The organism is Deinococcus sp. Leaf326 (genome assembly GCF_001424185.1).
Lineage (GTDB): Bacteria > Deinococcota > Deinococci > Deinococcales > Deinococcaceae > Deinococcus.
In genome coordinates this window covers 645,466-665,040 of sequence record NZ_LMOM01000001.1, presented here as the reverse complement: position 1 = coordinate 665,040, position 19,575 = coordinate 645,466, and the positions used below count along the sequence as shown (strand labels likewise).

The 19,575-nt window shown below is 69.4% G+C and carries 16 protein-coding genes; 10 read left to right on the top strand and 6 right to left on the bottom strand.

All coding sequences use genetic code 11. The features are described from left to right. The first annotated feature begins 49 nt into the window (after nucleotides 1-49). The 4 genes from ASF71_RS03270 to thrS all read left to right on the top strand — a co-directional run bounded on the left by ASF71_RS03270 (nucleotide 50) and on the right by thrS (nucleotide 4,387). Nucleotides 50-1,135, top strand: a complete 1,086-nt coding sequence (locus ASF71_RS03270) for a quinone-dependent dihydroorotate dehydrogenase (protein ID WP_056294686.1) — start codon at nucleotides 50-52, stop codon at nucleotides 1,133-1,135. A gap of 31 nt (nucleotides 1,136-1,166) precedes the next feature. Beyond that, nucleotides 1,167-1,670, top strand: coding sequence for a DUF805 domain-containing protein (locus ASF71_RS03265; RefSeq protein WP_082505336.1), 504 nt, complete (start codon nucleotides 1,167-1,169; stop codon nucleotides 1,668-1,670). Between the two features lie 126 nt (nucleotides 1,671-1,796). Further along, entirely contained in the window at nucleotides 1,797-2,189 is a 393-nt protein-coding gene (locus ASF71_RS03260; RefSeq protein ID WP_056294680.1) for a lysozyme inhibitor LprI family protein, read from the top strand. Nucleotides 2,190-2,437: 248 nt separating this feature from the next. After that, complete coding sequence (gene thrS, locus ASF71_RS03255) at nucleotides 2,438-4,387, top strand: threonine--tRNA ligase (protein ID WP_056294677.1); 1,950 nt, start codon at nucleotides 2,438-2,440, stop codon at nucleotides 4,385-4,387. 190 nt (nucleotides 4,388-4,577) lie between these two features. Here thrS and ASF71_RS03250 read toward each other — a convergent pair whose 3' ends face one another. Next, entirely contained in the window at nucleotides 4,578-6,356 is a 1,779-nt protein-coding gene (locus ASF71_RS03250) for a fasciclin domain-containing protein (RefSeq protein WP_056294674.1), read from the bottom strand. 181 nt (nucleotides 6,357-6,537) lie between these two features. Further along, nucleotides 6,538-9,768 (bottom strand): DNA translocase FtsK, encoded by a 3,231-nt coding sequence (locus ASF71_RS03245; RefSeq protein ID WP_056294670.1) that lies wholly within the window; start codon nucleotides 9,766-9,768, stop codon nucleotides 6,538-6,540. Nucleotides 9,769-9,867: 99 nt separating this feature from the next. Here ASF71_RS03245 and ASF71_RS03240 point away from each other — a divergent pair, with 99 nt between their 5' ends. Continuing rightward, on the top strand, nucleotides 9,868-10,314 hold the full coding sequence (locus ASF71_RS03240; RefSeq protein WP_369814951.1) for a Mov34/MPN/PAD-1 family protein: 447 nt from the start codon (nucleotides 9,868-9,870) through the stop codon (nucleotides 10,312-10,314). A 15-nt stretch (nucleotides 10,315-10,329) separates the two neighbouring features. On the opposite strand, the gene ASF71_RS03235 is transcribed toward ASF71_RS03240, so the two are convergent. Beyond that, nucleotides 10,330-11,277 carry a nucleoside hydrolase gene (locus ASF71_RS03235; RefSeq protein WP_056294664.1) on the bottom strand — a complete coding sequence of 316 codons (948 nt, stop codon included), beginning with the start codon at nucleotides 11,275-11,277 and terminating at the stop codon, nucleotides 10,330-10,332. An 86-nt stretch (nucleotides 11,278-11,363) separates the two neighbouring features. After that, on the bottom strand, nucleotides 11,364-12,461 hold the full coding sequence (locus tag ASF71_RS03230) for a BMP family protein (protein ID WP_056294661.1): 1,098 nt from the start codon (nucleotides 12,459-12,461) through the stop codon (nucleotides 11,364-11,366). A gap of 222 nt (nucleotides 12,462-12,683) precedes the next feature. Between ASF71_RS03230 and ligA the strand changes: the two genes are divergently transcribed. The 4 genes from ligA to ASF71_RS03210 all read left to right on the top strand — a co-directional run bounded on the left by ligA (nucleotide 12,684) and on the right by ASF71_RS03210 (nucleotide 16,271). After that, complete coding sequence (gene ligA, locus ASF71_RS03225) at nucleotides 12,684-14,771, top strand: NAD-dependent DNA ligase LigA (RefSeq protein WP_056294658.1); 2,088 nt, start codon at nucleotides 12,684-12,686, stop codon at nucleotides 14,769-14,771. A 71-nt stretch (nucleotides 14,772-14,842) separates the two neighbouring features. Beyond that, entirely contained in the window at nucleotides 14,843-15,193 is a 351-nt protein-coding gene (locus tag ASF71_RS03220; RefSeq protein WP_056294655.1) for an Asp23/Gls24 family envelope stress response protein, read from the top strand. Further along, nucleotides 15,190-15,669, top strand: coding sequence for a transcription antitermination factor NusB (gene nusB, locus ASF71_RS03215; RefSeq protein WP_056294652.1), 480 nt, complete (start codon nucleotides 15,190-15,192; stop codon nucleotides 15,667-15,669). The genes ASF71_RS03220 and nusB overlap by 4 nt, the downstream gene beginning before the upstream one ends. 143 nt (nucleotides 15,670-15,812) lie before the next feature. Further along, nucleotides 15,813-16,271 (top strand): divergent PAP2 family protein, encoded by a 459-nt coding sequence (locus ASF71_RS03210; RefSeq protein ID WP_056294649.1) that lies wholly within the window; start codon nucleotides 15,813-15,815, stop codon nucleotides 16,269-16,271. A 41-nt stretch (nucleotides 16,272-16,312) separates the two neighbouring features. On the opposite strand, the gene ASF71_RS03205 is transcribed toward ASF71_RS03210, so the two are convergent. Beyond that, on the bottom strand, nucleotides 16,313-16,684 hold the full coding sequence (locus ASF71_RS03205) for an NADH-quinone oxidoreductase subunit 15 (RefSeq protein WP_056294645.1): 372 nt from the start codon (nucleotides 16,682-16,684) through the stop codon (nucleotides 16,313-16,315). 38 nt (nucleotides 16,685-16,722) lie between these two features. Further along, nucleotides 16,723-18,564: an alpha-amylase family glycosyl hydrolase gene (locus tag ASF71_RS03200; RefSeq protein ID WP_056294641.1), complete on the bottom strand. Its 1,842-nt coding sequence runs from the start codon at nucleotides 18,562-18,564 to the stop codon at nucleotides 16,723-16,725. 364 nt (nucleotides 18,565-18,928) lie between these two features. Between ASF71_RS03200 and ASF71_RS03195 the strand changes: the two genes are divergently transcribed. Beyond that, nucleotides 18,929-19,519 carry a DUF402 domain-containing protein gene (locus ASF71_RS03195; RefSeq protein WP_235514103.1) on the top strand — a complete coding sequence of 197 codons (591 nt, stop codon included), beginning with the start codon at nucleotides 18,929-18,931 and terminating at the stop codon, nucleotides 19,517-19,519. The last annotated feature ends 56 nt before the right edge of the window (nucleotides 19,520-19,575 follow it).

The window sequence follows — 19,575 nt, the reverse complement described above, 5'->3', positions numbered from 1 at the left end:
CTCTTCCACGGGGCGGTTTTTTGTGGCTTCAGGCCTTATCCTGCGAGGGATGTACCGCCATCTGCTCAGGCCCGCGCTGTTCCGGCTGGACGCCGAGGATGCCCACCATCTCACCCTGCGCGGCCTGGAGCTGGCGTCGGCCGTGCCGGGCTGGCCGGCCCTGGCCCGCCCCCTGAGCGCACCTGCCGCGCCCCGACTGCGTCAGGAGATATGGGGACAGACCTACGCCTCTCCGCTGGGTCTGGCGGCGGGTCTCGACAAGAACGGGGTGGCCGTGCCTGCCTTCGCCGCGCTGGGCTTCGGGTTCCTGGAGGTCGGAACGGTCACGCCCCTCGCGCAGCCCGGCAACGACCGCCCCCGCCTGTTCCGGCTCCCGCAGGACGGAGCACTCATCAACCGTATGGGGTTCAACAACGGGGGAGTAGAGGCCCTGGGGGCACGGCTCGAAGGCCTGGGCCAGCGGCCGGTGCCAGTGTGGGTGAACATCGGCAAGAACAAGGTCACCCCCAACGAGGCCGCCGCAGAGGACTATCTGAAGTGCGTGCGGGCCGTGCAGGCGGTGGCCGACGCCTTCGTGATCAACGTCAGTAGCCCCAACACGCCGGGCCTGCGAGCACTTCAGGCGGCGGACGAACTGGGGGCGCTGGTCTGCGCCGTGGTGGCCGAGGTCGAAGCCGGGCGCGTGCGCAGCCTGGGCCGCCCGCCCGTGCTGGTCAAGCTGGCGCCCGACCTGCACCCCGCCGATTTCGAGGCGAGCGTGGGCGCGGTGCTTGGTGCCGGCGCACACGGGTTGATCGTGAGCAACACGACCCTCGCGCGTGACGGCCTGAGCCACCCGCACCGCGAGCAGGCCGGGGGTCTGAGCGGGCGTCCCCTGACGGCCCGCAGCACCGAACTCGTTCGCGGGGCGTACCGCCTGACCCGGGGCCAGGTCCCGGTGGTCGGGGTCGGGGGGATCTTCACCGCAGAGGACGCCTACGCCAAGCTGCGGGCCGGGGCCAGCCTCGTCGAGGTCTACAGCGCCCTGATCTACGAGGGACCCGGGCTGGTGCGCCGGATCAACCGGGGGCTAGACGCCCTGCTGGAACGCGACGGCGTGCGTAACGTGGCCGAGATCGTGGGGGTGGACGCCTGATAGGACCGCGCGCAGCCGGAGGGTTTTCCCGCTGGCCGGACAACCGGACGCCCCCCGCAGGGAGAAGAGCAGGAACGCCTATCTGAACGTCCTGCGCCAGTACGCCAAATTCGGGGGTCGTGCCCGCCGCCATGCATACTGGCCCTTCGTGCTCGTCAACGCGTTGGTGGGTTTCGGGCTGGCCCGTCTGGCTGGTCACCTGAGTCCAGACATCGAGGTCCAGGGACCGTCGCTGAACGTCGGCACCGTGCTGTATTGGCTTTTTATGGTAGCGATAGCCCTGCCCACCATGGCCGTGACGGTGCGCCGTTTGCATGACACGGGCCGCAGCGGCTGGTGGTTGCTGGGCTATGCGGCGTTTCTGATGGCCTGCGTCTTGAGCGTGGGAACGCCTGCCGGAGTCTTCTCGGGTCTACTGTTTCTGTTTGGTCTGATCGTAACTCCCGTGAGTCTCGCGCAGAGGAGTGTGCTGGGCCGCAACCGCTGGGGCGACAACCCCAGAGCCAGAGACGGGCCGGTGACGTCTGTGGCCTGACAACGCCAGGTGCTGTCGGAGCGGGTCAAGGGCGTCCCGGAGGAGTCGGAAGCGGCACGGCCGGAGCAGTTTTTCATGGGCGCTGCACGAACCGGCACCCTAAAATGAGAGGCAGGAGGTCCGACCATGTCCAGAATCCTGTGGCCCGCCGCCGCCCTGCTTCCTCTGCTCGCGCTGGGGGCGCCTGCCTATGCGCAGCAGAGCTGCAACTCTCCGAAAGGGTCCTTCGACCGGGTGTACTGCGACGCCAAAGTGCTCGTGCGTGCCGACGACGAACTCAATGTGGCCTACCAGAAGTTGCTGGGCCGCCTGAACGCCGCCGGGCAGCAGCTTCTGCGCCAGGGCCAACGTGCGTGGCTCGCGCAGCGCAACCGCGACTGTGTGGACGTGGACCCGCAGCGCGGCAGCGTGGTGTTCTCCGACTGCGCGGTGGAGTTCACGACCACGCGCCTGAATTTCCTGAACGACCGCCTGCGTGAGTGTGCCAGCAGCGGCTGTCAGGTGAGCAAACTGCGCTGAGAACTGCCTTCTGGCGCGCCGCCTTGCCCGCTCCGCGCCGAACCGCTATCCTGGGGCCATGAAGAACGCGCCCCATCACTCCAATCTGGTGATGCGCCGCGCGTGGTCTCCACATCCGGCTGTGCCCAGTCTGACCCGAACTCCCAGCGCCTGAGAACCCACGCACGGTTTTCAGGCGTTGTGCTGCTCCGCAGCCACAGAGAACGGTCAGACCGGGCTTTTTTCATGCTTTCAAGGAGTGTTCCCCCATGCACGTGACCCTGCCCGACGGAAAACGACTCGAACTGGCCCAGGGGGCCACCGCCCTCGACGCCGCCCAGGCCATCGGCCCGCGCTTGGCGCAGGACGCCGTGGCGGCCACCGCCAACGGCGACCTCATGGACCTGATGACGTCGCTGCCTGACGGCGCGGCCATCACCCTGATCACCAAGAAGAACCCGGCCGACGCCGCGCCGCTGTTCCGTCACTCGCTGGGCCACGCGCTCTCGCAGGCGGTCGGCGAATACTACGTCGCCAAGGGCTACCCGGCCGAAGCCGTGAAGCGCGGCGTCGGGCCGTCCATCGAGAACGGCTTCTACCAGGACTTCGACCTGCCCGAGCCCCTGAAGGAAGAGGAACTGCCGCAGATCGAGGCGATCATGCGCGACATCATCTCGCGCGGCCTGGACATCACGCGCCGGGACGTGGGCAAGGCTGCCGCGCTCGAACAGTTCGGCTACGACCCCTATAAGGTCGAGCTGATCTCGGGCCTGCCCGACGACGAACCGGTCACCTTCTACACGCAGGGCGACTACGTGGACCTGTGCCGGGGGCCGCATTTCCCCAACACGGGCCGCCTGCCCGGCGCCTTCAAGCTCACGAGCACCTCGGGCGCGTACTGGCGCGGCAACGAGAACAACCCGATCCTCCAGCGGGTGTATGGCGTGGCCTTCGCCACCCAGAAGGAACTCGACGAGTACCTGGAGCGCCTCGAGGAAGCCAAGCGGCGCGACCACCGCAAGCTGGGGCGTGAGCTTGAGCTCTTCACCATTGACCCGCTGGTGGGCAAGGGGCTGCCGCTGTGGCTGCCCAACGGCACGGTGCTGCGCGAGGAGCTGACCCGCTTCATGAAGGAGCAGCAGTTCGCGCGCGACTACCAGGGCGTCATCACGCCGAACATCGGCAACCTGGAGCTGTACAAGACCTCGGGGCACTACCAGAACTACTCCGACTCCAACTTCTCGCCCATCACGGTGGACGACGAAGAGTACATGCTCAAGCCCATGAACTGCCCGCACCACATGCGGATCTACGCCAGCAAGCCCAGAAGCTACCGCGACCTGCCGGTGCGTCTGGCCGAGTTCGGCACGGTATACCGCTATGAGCAGTCGGGCGAGCTCAACGGCCTGACCCGCGTGCGCGGCTTCACGCAGGATGACGCCCACATCTTCTGCCGTCCGGATCAGCTCAAGAGCGAGTTCCTGAGTGTGCTGGACCTGACGGTGCTCGTGCTGCGTACCTTCGGCATGAACGACGTGCGCTTCCGCGTGGGTACCCGTGACCCCGAGAACTCGAAGTACGTCGGCGAGGACAGCTACTGGGAGATGGCCGAGGGCCAGATCATCGAGGCGGTGAATGAGGTGGGCCTGCCTTACTCGGTCGAGCCGGGCGACGCGGCCTTCTACGGCCCCAAGCTGGACTTCGTGGTCAAGGATGTGCTGGGCCGCGAGTGGCAGCTCGGGACCATTCAGGTGGACCCCAACCTGCCCGAGCGCTTCGACCTGACCTACACCGGCGAGGACGGCGCGCCCCACCGCCCCATCGTGATCCACCGCGCGCCCTTCGGCAGCATCGAGCGCTTCACGGGCATCCTGATCGAGCACTACGGCGGGGACTTCCCGCTGTGGCTCGCGCCCCGGCAGATCGTCATCATTCCGATCTCGGACAAGTTCAACGCCTACGCCCAGGACCTGCGCGCCGAGTTGCACGCTGCCGGACTGCGCGCCGAGGTCGACGAGACGTCCAACCGCATGAACGCCAAGGTGCGCACCGCCGAACTGAGCAAGATTCCCGTCATGCTCATCGTGGGCAACCAAGAACAGGAAAACCGCACGGTCAGCGTCCGCGAGCGCACCCCCGAGGGCCTCAAGGAACGCAAGGCCGTGTCCTTCGCCGAGCTTCAGGCCGAGCTGCTGGAGCGCTACCGCACCCGCGCCTGAACACCCTATTCCAGCAGAAGGCCGCCCCGATAACTGGAGGCGGCCTTCTTCCTGTGAACTCTGACAAGACGTGGAAGCGTGTGGGACTCATCTGGCCGTACCGTGAGCATAGTCGGTATCGAACCGGACACATCTGAAAAAATCCCCCATACCTGGAAATTCAGGCATGGGAGCTTTTTGTTGATCCGACTCAGCGCAGGCTGGGGGGAATCAGGACGGTGTCGATGGGGAAGACGTTGCTGTTGCCCGCCACGACGGCCGTGCCGCCGTCGAGAGTGCTCGCCATGCCGCCGATGCTCAGGCCGGCCGCGCTGCGGGTCACAGCCACCGTGGTGCCTTCAGCAGTCGTGAGCTGCTGCGTGATCAGGGCGTCGGTGCTGGGGCGGCCCGCCACAACGTGGTACTGCAGAACGGCGCGCAGCTTGGCCGGGTCGGCGTTCACGGCGTCCAGGGTGGCCTGGGGCAGCTTGGCGAAGGCGTCGTTGGTCGGCGCGAAGATGGTGTACTCACCGCTGGCGAGCATGTCGGCCAGTCCGGCCTTGACCAGCAGGTCACGCAGGGTGCTGAACCGGGCGTCGCTATTGAGCAGGGCCGTGACGCTGGTCGCCGCAGGGGCCTGGGCCAACGTACCACCCGAGATCGCGCCGCCCGCCGAGGTGCCGGCCGTCGCAGTCGCTGGGTTGGTGACGGTAGTGGCCGTCGCCGCTGGAGCAGCGGGAGTGGTCGTGACCGTGGCGGTCGCCGTAGTCGTAGCCGCCGCAACCGGCGCGGGGGCAGGTGCCGGCGTCGTGCCTTCGGGGATCACGGGCGGGTTGGGAATGGTGAAGCCTTCGGGCAGCAGCACAGCATCGATCGGGAAGATGACGCCGTTGTCGCTCTCGACGGCCGCGCCCAGGGTGGCCGAGCCCAGCGAGAGCGCCGTGCTCTGCACCGTGTTCAGGGTGCCGGCCTGCGCCGCTTCGGCGGTCACGCGGCCCTGCACGACGTGGTACAGCAGCACCTGCTTCAGGGCTTCGGGATCGCTGGCGATAGCCGTCAGGACGCCTTCGGGCAGCGCGTCGAACGCCTCGTTGGTCGGTGCGAAGACGGTGTAGTCACCGGTGGTCAGCGTTTCAGTCAGGCCGGCGTCGCTGAGCAGGTCGCGCAGGGTGCTGAAGCGGTCGTCGGCAGCCAGCACGTCATAGACCGTGTTCGCGGCGACGACGGTTTCGGCCGTGTCGGCCGGGGCGTCGGCAGCGGGGGCCTCGACTACGGGCGCTTCCACCGGAGCCTCGGCCACGGGGGCTTCGGCAGGGGCTTCGGCCGGAGCAGCCACCGGGGCGGGCGCCGTAGTCACGCCCTGGGGCAGCGCGGGAATGACGACGGGCGTCGCGGGCACGGGAGCAGGCGCCGGAGCGGCAGCGGGGGCCGCGACCGGAGCGGGCGCAGGCGCCGCCACGGGTGCGGGGGCCGGGGCCGCCGCTTCCATGGGGGGCATCAGCACCGTATCAATCACGTGGACGATGCCGTTACATGCCTGGATGTCGGCCTTGGTGACGGTAGCGTTGTTCACCATGAGTCGCGTGCCGTTCACCATGATGGCGATGTCGGCGCCCTGCACGGTGGTGCCGGCGCGCACGCTGCGGATCTGGGCCGCCGTGGCCTTCTCGCCGACCACGTGGTACAGCAGCACACTCTTGAGCATGTCCGGGTCGTTGAGCAGGCCGGCGAGCTGGTCGCTGGGGACTTTGGCGAAGGCCGCGTTCGTCGGGGCGAACACGGTGTAGGAGCCGGGTCCGCTGAGGGTCGCGCCCAGGCCGGCGGCCTGAACCGCGGTCGCCAGGGTGCTGAGCTGGGGGTCAGCCATCACGAGTTGCGCGATGCTGCGGCAGGTCGCGGCGGGAGCTTTGACGGGCGCGCCCGCACCACCCGCCAGGGCCGGCGTGGCGAGCATCAGGCTCAGGGTCATCAGGCCAGTGTGCTTTTTCATCAACGTCACCTCTTCTATTGAACTTACTGTTTTGAATCTGCGCCACTCAATTGACACCACCCGCCCCAAAATTGCAACTTTGGTGGGGATTGCCGCAGAACTGGTAAATGACTTTCGCCGGTGCCTTTATGTCTTTCTCATAAAGCCACCGGCGAAAATGATGACGAGCCGTGAGGCGACTTCAGCGCCCGAAGAACTCGGGAAGCTGCGCCTCACCCACCAGCACCTCGCGCGGTTTGCTGCCCTGATGTTTGGAGACGATACCCATCGCTTCGAGCAGGTCCATCAGCTTGCCGGCGCGCGCGTGCCCCACCGACAGGCGGCGCTGCAGGCGCGACACGCTGCCCTGGCCTTCCTCGATGCAGATCTGGGCCGCCTGCCGCAGCAGCGGATCGCTGAAATCCAGGTTGGACCCGCCCACGCTGGGACCGCTGGCTTCGATACCGCCGTCGAAGTCGGTGCCGTAGGCCTCCACGAAGTCGTCCTCGAAGACCTGCCGGCGCAGTTCCTCGGTGATGCGCGCCGACTCGTTTTCCGAGATGTACGGTCCCTGGAGGCGCAGCGGTTTGACGAGGCCGGGCTGGTAGAACAGCATGTCGCCCAGACCGGTCAGGCGTTCGGCACCCACGCTGTCCAGAATGGTCCGCGAGTCGTGGCTGCTGCTCACCGCGAAGGCGATGCGGGCAGGCACGTTCACCTTGATGAGGCTGGTCAGGATGTCCACGCTGGGCCGCTGGGTCGCCAGCACGAGGTGCATCCCGGTGGCGCGCGCCATCTGGGCGAGGCGCATGATGGCCGACTCGACCTCCTTGGGGCTGGTGATCATCAGGTCGGCGAGCTCGTCAATGATGATCACGAGGTGCGGCAGCTCGACCTCGCCCACCTGGCGCATCTTGGCGTTGTACTGCTCGAGGTTCTTCGCCCCGACCTGGCTCATCATCTTGTAGCGCCGCTCCATGTGGGCGACCGCGCCGAGCAGCACCCCGGCTGCGTCCACCGGATTCGTCACGACCGCACGCACGAGGTGCGGAATGCCGTCGTACGGCGTCAGTTCAACCATCTTGGGGTCGATCATCAAGAAGCGCAGTTCGGTGGGCAGGTACTTGAACAGCAGGCTGGTGATGAGGGTGTTGACGCATACCGACTTGCCCGATCCCGTCGAACCCGCGACCAGGAGGTGCGGCATCTTGGCGAGGTCGCCGACCATGAGCTCGCCGTCGATGCTCTTGCCCAGGATGATCGGCAGTTTGGCGCGCGTCGTGCGGAAGGTCGGCGCGTCGGCCGCCTGATGGAAGGTCACCGGTTCGCGCTCGGCGTTGGGGACCTCCAGGCCGATGACGCTCTTGCCGGGCACCGGGGCCTCGACGCGCACGCCGCCTACGGCCAGCGCGCGGGCGAGGTCGTTGGACAGCGAGGCGATGCGGCTGATCTTCTCGCCGGGTGCCGGCTCGATCTCGTAGCGGGTGACGGTGGGGCCGCGTGCGAAGTCCACGACCCGCGCTGACAGCCCGAAGTGCCGCAGCGTCTCGTCGATGAGGCCTGCGCGCTGACGGGCCGACACGTCCAGCGCCGTGGTGTTGAGAGCGGTGGGCGGCAGGGGGTCGAGCAGGCCGTCGTGCGGCAGGGCCAGCGGTAGCGCGCCCTGGCGGGGGGCGGACCGGACCGGGGGAGCCTGCGTCTGGACGGCGGCTCCCGGCGTAGGCCGGGGACGGGCCTCGGGCTCCGCACTTTCCCAGGGGGCCGCATGCGGGGCAGCGCGGGGCGCGCTGGGGGAGACGGACGCCGGCCGGTTCGGGCTGGGGGACCGGCCCACTGGACCGAAGGGCATGTCCTCGTCATCGTCCCAGTCGCCCAGATCGCCGGGTTCCAGCGATTCCAGACTGCCCAGCGGCGCGGCGGAGGTCACCCGAACGCCTGGGCGCGGGCTGGAGGTGGAAGCGCGCCTCGGCGGGGCTTCGGCAGGAACCGGGAGCACAGCCGCATCACCCAGCGCAAAATCGAAGTCGAGGACAGGGGGAAGCGGGGTGGGCGCGGCGGTCGCCACCACGGCGGCCGGCTTGGGCTGGGCCGGTGAGAGGGCCGGCCAGATGCCGGTCTTGCGGCCGGTGTCCATCGGGAGACCCGCCAGCACGTCTTCGAGGCGCGCCTGCCAGTTCGCCTGATCGGTCAGCGTGGCTTCGGGGCGGGTCCGCAGCGCCTGCGCCAGGGCGGCAGCCGCCTCGGTGGGCGCGCGGTCGTAGGACGAGGCGAGGTCCGGCCAGCCCGGGTAACTGCGGGCCTGCTGCGCCCAGGCGCTCCACTCGGCCTGCAACTCGCTCCAGCCCTCGGCGCGGGTCTGCTGCGCGCTCGTCTCGCGGGCCAGCAGGGCCACGTCGGGTTTGTCCAGGGCTTTTTCGGCGGCCCTGCGCTCGCGCTCCAGCCGCCCGGCCCGGAAGGCGAGGCGCTGGAGGTCCTGCACGGCGCGCCGGCGCAGCACTTCGAGTTCGCCGCTGGCCTGGGTGCTGCCCAGCGGCACACTGAGTTCGTGTCGCCCGGCCGTGACCTCTTTCTGCATCGCCTCGGCCTCGGCGCCGGCGGGGGTGGCCTCGGCGGCGATGGCCGAGCGCAGGTCGCGCGCCGCGCTGGCGACGTACTGCCGGGTCATGGCCTCCCAGTTTTCGAGGTCGTGCACGGCGCTGCCCAGGGCCTGTTCGTCCTGACCGCGCAGGCCCCGCTGGGCCGCCCGCATGTCCTCCCACTGCCGCTCAAGCACAGTGTCCTGGGGGTAGAGCCGTCTCAGGGCGTCGAGTTCTCGCAGCGCCGCCGCGAAGCCCAGGCGGGCGCCCTGCCGCGCGCGGGCCGAGTCGCGCCCGCCCTGCCGCGCTTCGATCAGGCCCTGCGCGTGGGTGCCTGCTCCACCGGCCAGCACACTCAGCCAGCGGAAAAAGGACTTGAGGAGGGTCAGGGGGGCGTAGCGCAGCATGATCTCGAGGCCCAGGGTCAGCACGATCACCGGCAGCAGCGCCGCCACGTACCCGACGGCGCCGGCCAGCGGCCCCATGGCCAGGGCCGCGAGCCGCCCCGCCTCGCCCGGCTGCACCACCTCGTGCAGCGCCAGCAGCGAGAGGACCACGACCACGCCGCCCAGCACCCGCCGCGTGAGACCGCGGACGCCGCGCCCCACGAACACCAGCGCGCCGTAGGACACCGGGATGACCGGCAGGGCGTAGGCGCCCCAGCCCAGCCAGCCCAGCAGGAACTCGCGTGCCCGGTCCATCACCCCGGGACCGGTACTCTCGTCGGGAACAGGGGACGGGAGCAGCACCGTCACCGCCAGAAAAATACCCAGTGCGAACAGCACCAGCCCCAGGGCTTCCCCGTCAAACCGGCTTGCCTGGGGAGCTGCCTTCCGAGCCTTCACCGCCTTCGCCATACCGGGCAGTTTAGCGGATGCGCGCGGGGATTTTGCTGCGCTGGGCCGAGAGCCAGGGGCCTGCGTGCCGGCCTGTCCCTGTGGGCACTACACTGCCCCGTGTCCCGCCGCTCCATGTCCCACGCCGGTGTCTCTCCGGCCCTGCACCTGCCCGCGCAGGTGGCGGCCGAGCTGTGGGCCCACGCCCGGCAGGAAGCCCCGCGGGAGTGCGTGGGGGCCCTGGGGGGCCTGTGGCGTGAGGGGGAATCCGGACCGGTGTGGCACGCGCGCGCGCTGTATCCGCTGCCGAACGTCTCGGCGCGGCCCGAAAGCGAATATCTGGCCGATCCCGGCGCGCTGTTGCGGGCGCTGCGGGCCATGGCCGCGGCGGGGCTGGACCTTGCTGGGCTGTACCACAGCCACCCGTGCGGCCCGGCCGGCCCCAGCGACACCGATCGCCGCCGCGCGGCCTACGACGTGCCTTACCTCATCGCCGACCTGGCCTCGGGCGAGCTACTTGCTTTCCTGCTTCCGGGCGGTGAGCCGGTCGCCGTGTCTGTGGAGTGACGCCGGGGGTCCGGCTCAGGGCAGCCGGGCCAGCCGCTCGGTGAACAGCTCAAAGAAGGCGGGGGCGTCCACCCCGACGGCCACCCGCGCGTTCGCGGGCGCGCCCGTCACGCCGTACAGGTCACAGACGGTGCGGCCCAGGTTGGGTCCTTCGGCGGTGTCGACCGTGACCGGCATGGCCTGCCAGGTCAGCAGGTCGGGGCGTACGGCGGCCGCCACAGCCAGCGGGTCGTGCATGGCGCCGCCGCTCAGGCCATAGCGCCGGTGGTAGAAGCCCGCGTAGAACTCCAGCAGTTCGGCCGTGACCGCGCCCGCCCGGTTGCCCGGAGCGCGCAGGGCCGCGACGCGCTGCGGATCGGCGATGCACTGCATGGTGACGTTGAGCCCCACCATCCGCAGGGGCATGCCGGACCCGAACACGACAGCGGCCGCGTGCGGGTCGGTTAGAGCGTTGGCTTCGGCGGCTGGGGTGCGGTTGCCCTGCGCCGTGCCGCCGCCCATCCAGACGATCTCCCGCAGCAGCCCGGCCAGGTCGGGGGCCAGCCGCAGGGCCAGAGCCAAGTTGGTCAGTGGTCCGGTGGCAATGACCGTGATCTCGCCGGGAGCAGCGCGCGCCGCCCGGATCAGGAACAGGGCGGCGTGTTCGTCCGCTGGTGGTCGCAGGGGCGCGGGCAGGTCATGGGCGGGCAGGCCGTTCTGGCCGTGGACGTCGTGGGCTTCCTCTGGCACGCGTAGCAGTGGGCGGTCGGCACCCGCGAACAGAGGTACGTCCCGCGCCGCCTCGCCGGCGAGCGCCAGAAGGACGCCGGCATTGTGAGTGGTCTGGGCGAGGGCCACGTTGCCGTGGGTGGTGGTCACGCCCAGCACGCGCAGTTCCGGACTCGCGAAGGCCAGCAGCCACGCGGCGGCGTCGTCCACGCCGGGGTCGCCGTCGAGGATCACAGGCAGGGGAGAAGAGGTCACGCCGCCAGTGTAGGGGCGGGGGCAGTACCGGGGCGAGGCAGCAAAAAAGGCGGCCCCATGTAGGAGCCGCCCCCGAAGAGAAGAGCTTACTTGGTGGGGACCTTGATGGCGCCGCTGATGATCTTGGCTTTGACGGCCTCGACCTTGGCGACCTGCGCACTGCTGATCAGGGCCTTGTTGTAGGCGTCGACCGCGTAGCCCACGCCGCCGTCCTTGAGGCCGAAGCGGCGCTCGCCACCCTTGAACTTGTTGGACTTCACGTCGCTGATCAGGGCGTAGACGGCGTTGTCCACACGCTTGAGCATGCTCGTCAGGCCGTGGTTCATGGTGGCTGGGTTCTTGTCGAAGTCGCCGAGGTAGTTCTGGTTGCTGTCCACACCGATGAAGAACATCGGGCGCGTGTTGCCGGCGCAGGCCGTCTTGTAGCCGGTGCTCTTGGCGATGTTCTTGAAGTTGTCGCTGGAGAACTTCACGCCCGAGGGCAGCTGCGCGGCCTTGAGGCACTGGGTCTGGCGGATGTAGTCCACGACGCCGCCACCCGAGCCACCGGCAGCCGCGAAGATGATGTCGGCGCCGCGGCCGCGCATGCTGGCCGCGATTTCCTTGGCCTTCGCCGGGTTGTTCCAGGCGTCCGGGGTGGTGCCGACGTACTGCGCGACGACCCGGGCCTTAGGGTTGGCGGCCTTGACGCCGGCCGTGTAGCCCGCCTCGAACTTGTGGATGAGGGGAATGTCCATGCCGCCCACGAAGCCGAGCACGCCGGTCGAGCTGTTCAGGGCGGCGAGGTAGCCCACGAGGTAGCTGCCCTGTTCCTCGTTGAAGACCAGGCTGGTGACGTTGGGCACCGTGCTCACGTCGTCGATCAATCCGAAGTACAGGTCGGGGTTTTCCTTGGCGACGGTCGAGATGCTGGCATTGTTGGCGAAGCCCACACCGATGGTCAGGTCGAAGCCTTCCTTGGCGAAGGAGCGCACGCCCTGGATGTTCTGGCTGGGGTCGCTGGGCTCGAAGTCCTTCATCTGCACGCCGAGCTGCTTGGTGGCGCGCACGGCGCCCTCGTAGGCGCTCTGGTTGAAGCTCTTGTCGGCCTTGCCGCCGGCGTCGTAGGCCATGCCCACGCGCACGGTCTGTGCGGCGGCGAGCGAGGTCGTTACAGCGAGGGCCAGCATCATGATCTTCTTCATGGAAACTCCTTGGACTGGGTACAGGGGACTACGTCTTCACAGTATATGCAACTTTGGGATGGTCAAGGATGAATGAACCCTCCATTCACCTGACGAGCGTGAGAATGCGGCCCCCAGGCGGCTTAAGCTGCACTTCAGGCAGCCCAGAATGTGCCGAATATTCTGCCGAAGGTTAAAAAATCTCCGAGATTTCGGAGATTGACCGGGTGCTAGGCTGAGGCCATGACGCAGGCCGCCTCCCCAGACCACGCACAGGAAAACGCCGATCCGCACGCCCGTTACCTCGCGCTCCGGGACGACCTGGCCCGCCACAACCGCGCGTACTACGAGCAGGACGCCCCCGAGATCGCCGACGACACCTACGACGCGCTGGCCCGCGAGGTGCGCGCGCTGGAGGAGGCGCATCCCGAGTGGGTCACGGCGGACACCCCCACCGGGGGCGTCGGCGGCGCGCCGAGCGCAGCCTTCGTGCCGGTCGAGCACCCCACGCCCATGACCAGCCTCGACAACGTGTTCAGTGACGAGGAACTGCGCGAGTGGCAAGAGAAACTGGCACGCTCGCTGAACCTGCCGACCGACTATGACGGCTTCGCCTTTACGGGTGAACTCAAGATTGATGGCCTGAGCGTCAACCTGTACTACGAAAACGGCGAGTTGAAGTGGGCGGCGACCCGCGGCAACGGCCGGGTGGGCGAGATCGTGACCGCCCAGGTGCTCACCATTCCGGGGCTGCCCCGGAAGCTGGAGGGGCTGACGGGTGAGCTGGAAGTACGCGGCGAGGTCTACATGTCGCGCGCCGACTTCGCCGCCTTCAACGCGCAGGCCGAGGAGCTGGGTACCCCCCTCCTCAAGAACCCCCGTAACGGGGCCGCCGGGGCGCTGCGCCAGAAGGACCCCGAGGTGACGCGCACCCGCAACCTGAAGGCGATCTTCTACGCGCTGGGCAGACGCGACGGTGTGCCTGCCCGCACCCAGGGTGAGGTGCTGGCGTGGTTGGAAGCGCAGGGCTTTCCGACCAGCCGCTACTCCGAACGCTTGGAGGGCATCGCCGCCGCCGCCGACTACCACGCGCGCATGATCGCTGGGCGGGCCGCGTTCGAGTTCGATGCCGACGGCACCGTGCTCAAGCTCGACCCGCTCGACCTCCAGGGCGAGGCGGGTTTCACCAGCCGCGCGCCGCGCTGGGCCATCGCCTACAAGTTCCCGGTCGAGGAGGTCGAGACGACGCTGGAGAGCATCACGGTCAACGTGGGGCGCACCGGCAAGCTCGCGCCGTTGGCGCACCTTGCTCCCCGGCTCATCGAGGGCAGCACGGTCAGCAAGGCCACGCTGCACAACGAGGACTTCGTGGCCGACCTCGACCTGCGGGTGGGCGACACGGTGGTCGTGCGCAAGTCGGGCGGCGTGATTCCGCAGATCATGCGCGTGTTGCCCGAAAAGCGCCCCGAGGGGGCCTTGCCCTTCGCCTTCCCGACCCACTGCCCGGTGTGCGGTCATGAAGCCGTGCGGGCCGAGGGAGACGCCAACACCTACTGCCCCAACCCCGCCTGTCCGGCACAGAACTTCGAGCGCATCCGCTACTTCGTATCGCGCGGCGCGATGGACGTGCGCGGCATCGGGGACAAGCTCGTGGCGCAACTGCTCGCGCAGGGACTGGTGAAGGACGCGGCCGACCTCTATGGACTGACCGCCGAGCAGCTCGCGGCCCTGGAACGCGGCGGCGACAAGAAGGCCGCCAACGTTCTGGCGCAGCTGGAGGCCAGCCGGGCGCGTCCACTGTGGCGGCTGGTGAACGCCCTGGGCATGAGCCACGTGGGCGAGCGCGGCGCGCAGGCGCTGGCCCGCGCTTTCGGGTCGTTGGACGCGCTGCTCGCGGCCACCCCCGAACAGGTGGCGGCCGTACCGGGCATGGGGGGCGTGATTGCCCAGAGCGTGACGGCGGCACTGGCCGACCCCGCCATGCAGGACCTGCTGCGCCGCCTGCGTGAAGCGGGGGTCGACCCCCAGGAAGAGGCGGTGACGCGCGGCGAGCAACTGCGCGGCCTGAACTTCGTGCTCACCGGTACTCTGGGCGAGCCGCGTGAGGCGGTCAAGGCCCGGCTGGAGGCTGCCGGGGGCCGCGTGACCGGCAGCGTGACCGGCAAGACGAGCTACCTCGTGGCGGGCGAGGAGGCCGGCAGCAAGCTCGCGCGCGCCCAGGAACTCGGGGTGGTGGTGCTGGACGAGGCCGGACTCGCGGCGCTATTGGCCGAGAAGGGCGTGGGCGGCGCGCCGCAGGGACCGGCTACGCAACCGGCCGCCGACGCCTGAGCGGCGCGGCGAACCCCTACACTGGGGCCTGTTGGCGCGGCCCCGTTCCGGCCCGCCCGGAGGCACAGTTCATGGCAACACCCGAAGTCGAAATCAGCAAGAGCGTTCTGCTCGATATTGCCGCCACCACCCTCGAGGGCATCGAGGGCACGGAGATCGCGGCGGCGTCCATCAAGGTGGGCGAAGTGATCCGCAACCAGCCCGGTGCCCGGCGTCCCCGCGCGCTGCGCGTCACCCGCGAAGGCCAGGACGTGACCGTGGACCTCGGTCTGAACGTGGACTACGGCCGCAACCTGCTGGCGATCTCGCAGCAGGCGCAGCGGGCCGTGCGCGAGAACATCGAACTCATGACCGGCCTGAAGGTCCGGGCCGTGAACGTCGCCGTACAGGGCGTGTGTCTGCCCAAGGGGCAGGCGTCGTGACGCGCCGCCGTGACAAGGCCGCGCAGCCGGTGGGCACCCGGCGCGCCGCGCGCGAGTTCGCCTTCCGCACGCTGTTCGAGGCCGAGCGGGGCGACCTGCCGCTCAGAGACGTGTTCACCCGCGCCGAGGGGACCATGCGTGAGGGCGACGACACCTTCCCGGCGCTGAACGCCGAGGCGCTGGATTTCGCGCGCGACCTCGTGCGGGGTCTGAGCGAGCACCTCGGCGAGATCGACGACGTGCTGCACCGCACCATCCGGGGCTGGACCTTCGACCAGATGGCCCAGACCGACCTGAACGTGCTGCGCCTGGCGACTTTCGAGATGCTGCATACGGACGAACCGCATCCGCCGGTCATCGAGAGTGCTGTGCGCATCGCGCGCAAGTTCGGCGGCGACGACTCGGGCCGCTTCGTGAACGGCGTGCTGGCGAACCTGTCGCGCAATATGGCCGCGCAGGGCAGCGCCGAGTCCTGAATTCTCGCGGGGGGCCGGGTCTTCGTAATCCAGAGCCCCCGCGGCTTTGCGGACGGGCAGAGCGGCGCCGCTGACGATTTCCGGCGTCTCTGCGGAGAATCGGATCCAGCGCCGTTTGGCAAATGCTCTAGACTGAGCCCCGCGTGAATTCTTTGGCCGAACTTCTTGCCAACCGTTGGTTGTGGACGGCGGTGCTGGCCTCGACCGGTGCCCAGTTGCTCAAGGTCTTTCTGATCCTGCTGTTCGACCGGCGCTGGCGGCCGGAAGCGTTCATGGAGACGGGGGGTATGCCCAGCAGCCACAGCGCGATGGTCGCGGCCCTGACGACGGGCGTCGCGTTGAGCGAGGGGGTCGGCAGCCCCCTGTTCGCTATCGCCGCTGTCTTTGCCCTGATCGTCATGTACGACGCGACCGGCGTGCGCCACAGCAGCGGCGTGCAGGCCCGGCTGCTCAACGAGCTCATTCAGGAACTCGGGGCCGTCGTGCGGGAGGGGTTCGCGCCCAAGCCGGTGCGCGTGCTGCTGGGGCACACCTACCTGGAGATGCTCGCGGGCCTGCTGTTGGGCATCGGCGTGGGATTCCTGGCGTTCCGGGTGCTGTAGGGACGGTGGAAGCGGGCCTTCCCGCCTCCACCGTCCTCCACCTACAACCCCTGGAGCGCTCCGTCGAGTACCGCGCCCAGCCGCTCGCGCGTGAAGGGCCGCTTGCCCTCGAGCAGCCCGCGCGTGCCGGCGTGCAGGTGCCAGTGCTTGCTGCCGCCCATCAGGCGCAGCGACACGGCTTTGAGGTCGGCGTGGCGCGGACTGACGGCCGCGACGAGCAGCGGCTGACCCCCCGCGCTGACGCCCGCGCTCATGACGGTGGTGGGCAGGTCGTAGGGCCGCTCCATGCGGTAGATGTAGTCCGGAAAATCCGCGACCTTGCCGTATGCCAGCCCGCGCGCGTGCGCTTCGGCCTCCAGCCAGCCCAGCAGTTCCGTCCACCCCGCGTACAACGCCGAGTCGCTATGTGTCATTGGCCCCCAGCATAGCCCGGCCGGCCGGAGTAGGGCACTCAGCCCTGAACCAGCACCCGCCCGCCCGCCGCGTCCAGCGTCACCTCGCCGCCGCTCAGGACCGCGCCGCTCAGGGCGTCGCGCCACTCGCCGGCCGGCAGGGTCAGGGTGACGGGGTGCGGCCCGGCGCGCCGGCTGGCGACCACGGCGGCGCGTGCGGCGTGGCCGTCCGCGCGGGTGTACTCGCGCAGGTAGGCCACCGCGTCGGCCTCGGCGTGCACGAAACGCAGGTGGCCCGCGTGCAGCACCGGGGTCTCCCGCCGCACGCGGATCAGGGCGCGTACCCGCTCCAGCAGCCCCAGGTCCCAGTCGGCCTCGTTCCAGGGCATCGGTTCGCGGCACCAGGGCATGTTGCCGCTGCGGCTCTGGGTCACGCCGACCTCGGTGCCGTAATAGGTGCAGGGCACGCCCGCGTAGCCCATCAGGAGTGTGAAGGCCGCCAGAAAGCGGGTGCGGTCGTTCCCGACCCGGAACAGCGCCCGGCCGATGTCGTGCGATTCGAGCAGGTTGAACATGCTCAGCGCGACCTGCGGTGCCAGGGCGTGGTAGGCGTCGTGCAGGATATCCACGAGTTCGTGGCCGTCCAGCCGGCTCGGCGCTCCGAAATGCGTGCCCCCGCTGACCCACTGCATGACCGGCAGCCCGAAGCCGTGGTAGTTCATCGCGCCGTCCTCGCCCTGGCCGTCGAGCGCGTGCTCGGGGTCGAAGAAGCGCTCGCCGAACACGTAGGCGTCTGGGCGTTCCTCGCGGGCCGCCGCCTTCAGGGCGCGGTGCAGCGGCAGATTGTCGTCGTCGGTGCCGCCCGAGCCGATCATATGGGCCACGTCCAGCCGCCAGCCCGCCGCGCCCCGGCGCAGCCAGTGCCGCACCACGCTCCGCTCGCCGTTCAGGAACTCGGCCACGGCGGCGGGGCTGCCGTAGTCGATCTTGGGCAGGGTGGGCACGTCCATGAAGGCGTGGTAGTTCAGCTCCGCCGCGCGCCAGGTGAACAGTTCGCGCTCGGGGGCCGCTTCGCTCGCCTGCGCCGCCCGGAACAGCGCGTTCTCGTCGCCGGTGTGGTTGAACACGCCGTCGAGCACGATACGGATGCCGGCCGTATCGGCCGCCCGCGTCAGCTCGTTCCAGGCCGCCTCGCCGCCCAGGTGGGGGTCCACGGCGCGGTAGTCGGTGACGTCGTAGCGGTGGTTGCTGGGCGAGGTAAAGATGGGCGTGAGCCACAGCCCCGTGATCCCGAGTTGCTGCAGGTACGGCAGCGCCTGCGTCACCCCGTTCAGGTCGCCGCCGTAGTGGCCGTGGATGTCGTTGTGGGCGTCCACCGGGGTATCCCACTTGACGTGTTCGACCGGGCGGCCACTGTAGACGTACTCGCCGGTCTGCACGTCGTTGCCCGGGTCGCCATTGCGGAAGCGGTCGGGGAAGACCTGATAGAAGACGCTGCTCCAGGCCCACTCGGGGGCCACGTGCCCCGGCAGGTACTGGAACCAGCCCCGGAAGCCCCGGCGCGAGTGGTGCAGGCCCAAGTGGGTGAGGTTGAGGTGGTCGCCCTCCAGATTCAGCTGCCAGGCGTAGCGCACCCGGTGGCCCGCCAGGGGCAGCTCGGCCTCGAACCAGCGGCCCCCACTGCGGCTCTCGGGCGGCGTGGCGACCTCACGGGCATCCACCGTCTCGACCTCGCCGATATGCACGTACTTGAGCAGCACCGAGGTGACGGGCAACTCACAGCGCAGCCGCACAGTCACGGACTCGCCCTGCGGCGTGCCCAGGCGGGCGGTGTAGGCGGGGGTGTGGTCGTGCTGGGCCACAGGGGCCTGGAGCGGAAGTGACGCGGTAGGCATGGACATGGTGGGACCTCCGGGGCGCGGCGAAATGGGGGCAAATCGGGGGTGGAACGGCCGGGCACGTGTCCCCGGTCACGGACGTTTCCGGCGCGAGGCGGGAAAGAGGTCGTGTCACGGGGACAAACGTTGCCTACGGGTGGGTGGACTGCCGGGAAAAACCCTGAATGCGGGGCTGCGCCGCCCAGTCTGCCGCTTGGCCGTGGAGGGGTCAAGGCAAGGCGGCGCAGTCTCTGGCAGGGGCCCGGTGGCTGCCAGAGACCGCGTGGACCTGTCCTGGCCGAGGCCGGACCGGGGAGGCGGGCCGCGGGCCCACAGCTCGTATGACCTGCCCCTTTCTCTTGCCTGCGGGACCCGGATATGCTGACGCATGTTCGCTCTTCCCGAGCCGCGTGGCCTGCACTGTGGCCTCCCCGGGCGTCCGCATCCGGTCAAGACCGAGCGGCACGATCCGGCCCGCATGGAACATCACACGAACACGGGCGTGCGCGCTGTGCGTACCTATGCCGAGCGCCCGCATGGCCTGTTCGTGGCGCGCGACTTCACCGGGCACCCCCGTGTGCGGCATTGGCAGGCGCATCTGCTGCCCGACCTCGACCTCGTGGTGTGCCGCTACGACTTCCATGGCCCGCGTGAGCACGACTACTACATCGACGTGGCGCAGATCTCGCGCGGCGGCGGGGTCTGGACGGTGCGCGACCTGTACCTCGACGTGGTCGTCCACGACGGCCTGGGCGCCGAGATCCTGGACACCGACGAACTGCTCGCGGCCAGAGGGGCGGGCCTGATCGGGGAGGCCGACGTGCACCACGCCGTGATGGTGGCCCACCACACCCTGTCGGGCCTGGCCCGCGCGGGCTACAGCCTGGACGAGTGGCTGGGGGGCTGCGGCCTGCGCCTCGACTGGTGCGGCGCGCCCGTTCCCACCGGGTCGCCGGGCGCGCGGCTCGTGGGCTGCTGAGAAGGCCGGGAGGTCCGGGCCGACCCTGATCGCCGTAACCCCGGCCCGAATTTCGC

Coding starts and splice junctions, on each gene's coding strand:
- ASF71_RS03250 (WP_056294674.1), bottom strand. CDS start 6,356: ATGAAAAAGCACACTGGCCTGATGACCCTGAGCCTGATGCTCGCCACG.
- ASF71_RS03195 (WP_235514103.1), top strand. CDS start 18,929: ATGTTCGCTCTTCCCGAGCCGCGTGGCCTGCACTGTGGCCTCCCCGGG.
- ASF71_RS03200 (WP_056294641.1), bottom strand. CDS start 18,564: ATGTCCATGCCTACCGCGTCACTTCCGCTCCAGGCCCCTGTGGCCCAG.
- ASF71_RS03270 (WP_056294686.1), top strand. CDS start 50: ATGTACCGCCATCTGCTCAGGCCCGCGCTGTTCCGGCTGGACGCCGAG.
- ligA (WP_056294658.1), top strand. CDS start 12,684: ATGACGCAGGCCGCCTCCCCAGACCACGCACAGGAAAACGCCGATCCG.
- ASF71_RS03205 (WP_056294645.1), bottom strand. CDS start 16,684: ATGACACATAGCGACTCGGCGTTGTACGCGGGGTGGACGGAACTGCTG.
- ASF71_RS03220 (WP_056294655.1), top strand. CDS start 14,843: ATGGCAACACCCGAAGTCGAAATCAGCAAGAGCGTTCTGCTCGATATT.
- ASF71_RS03245 (WP_056294670.1), bottom strand. CDS start 9,768: ATGGCGAAGGCGGTGAAGGCTCGGAAGGCAGCTCCCCAGGCAAGCCGG.
- thrS (WP_056294677.1), top strand. CDS start 2,438: ATGCACGTGACCCTGCCCGACGGAAAACGACTCGAACTGGCCCAGGGG.
- ASF71_RS03260 (WP_056294680.1), top strand. CDS start 1,797: ATGTCCAGAATCCTGTGGCCCGCCGCCGCCCTGCTTCCTCTGCTCGCG.
- ASF71_RS03230 (WP_056294661.1), bottom strand. CDS start 12,461: ATGAAGAAGATCATGATGCTGGCCCTCGCTGTAACGACCTCGCTCGCC.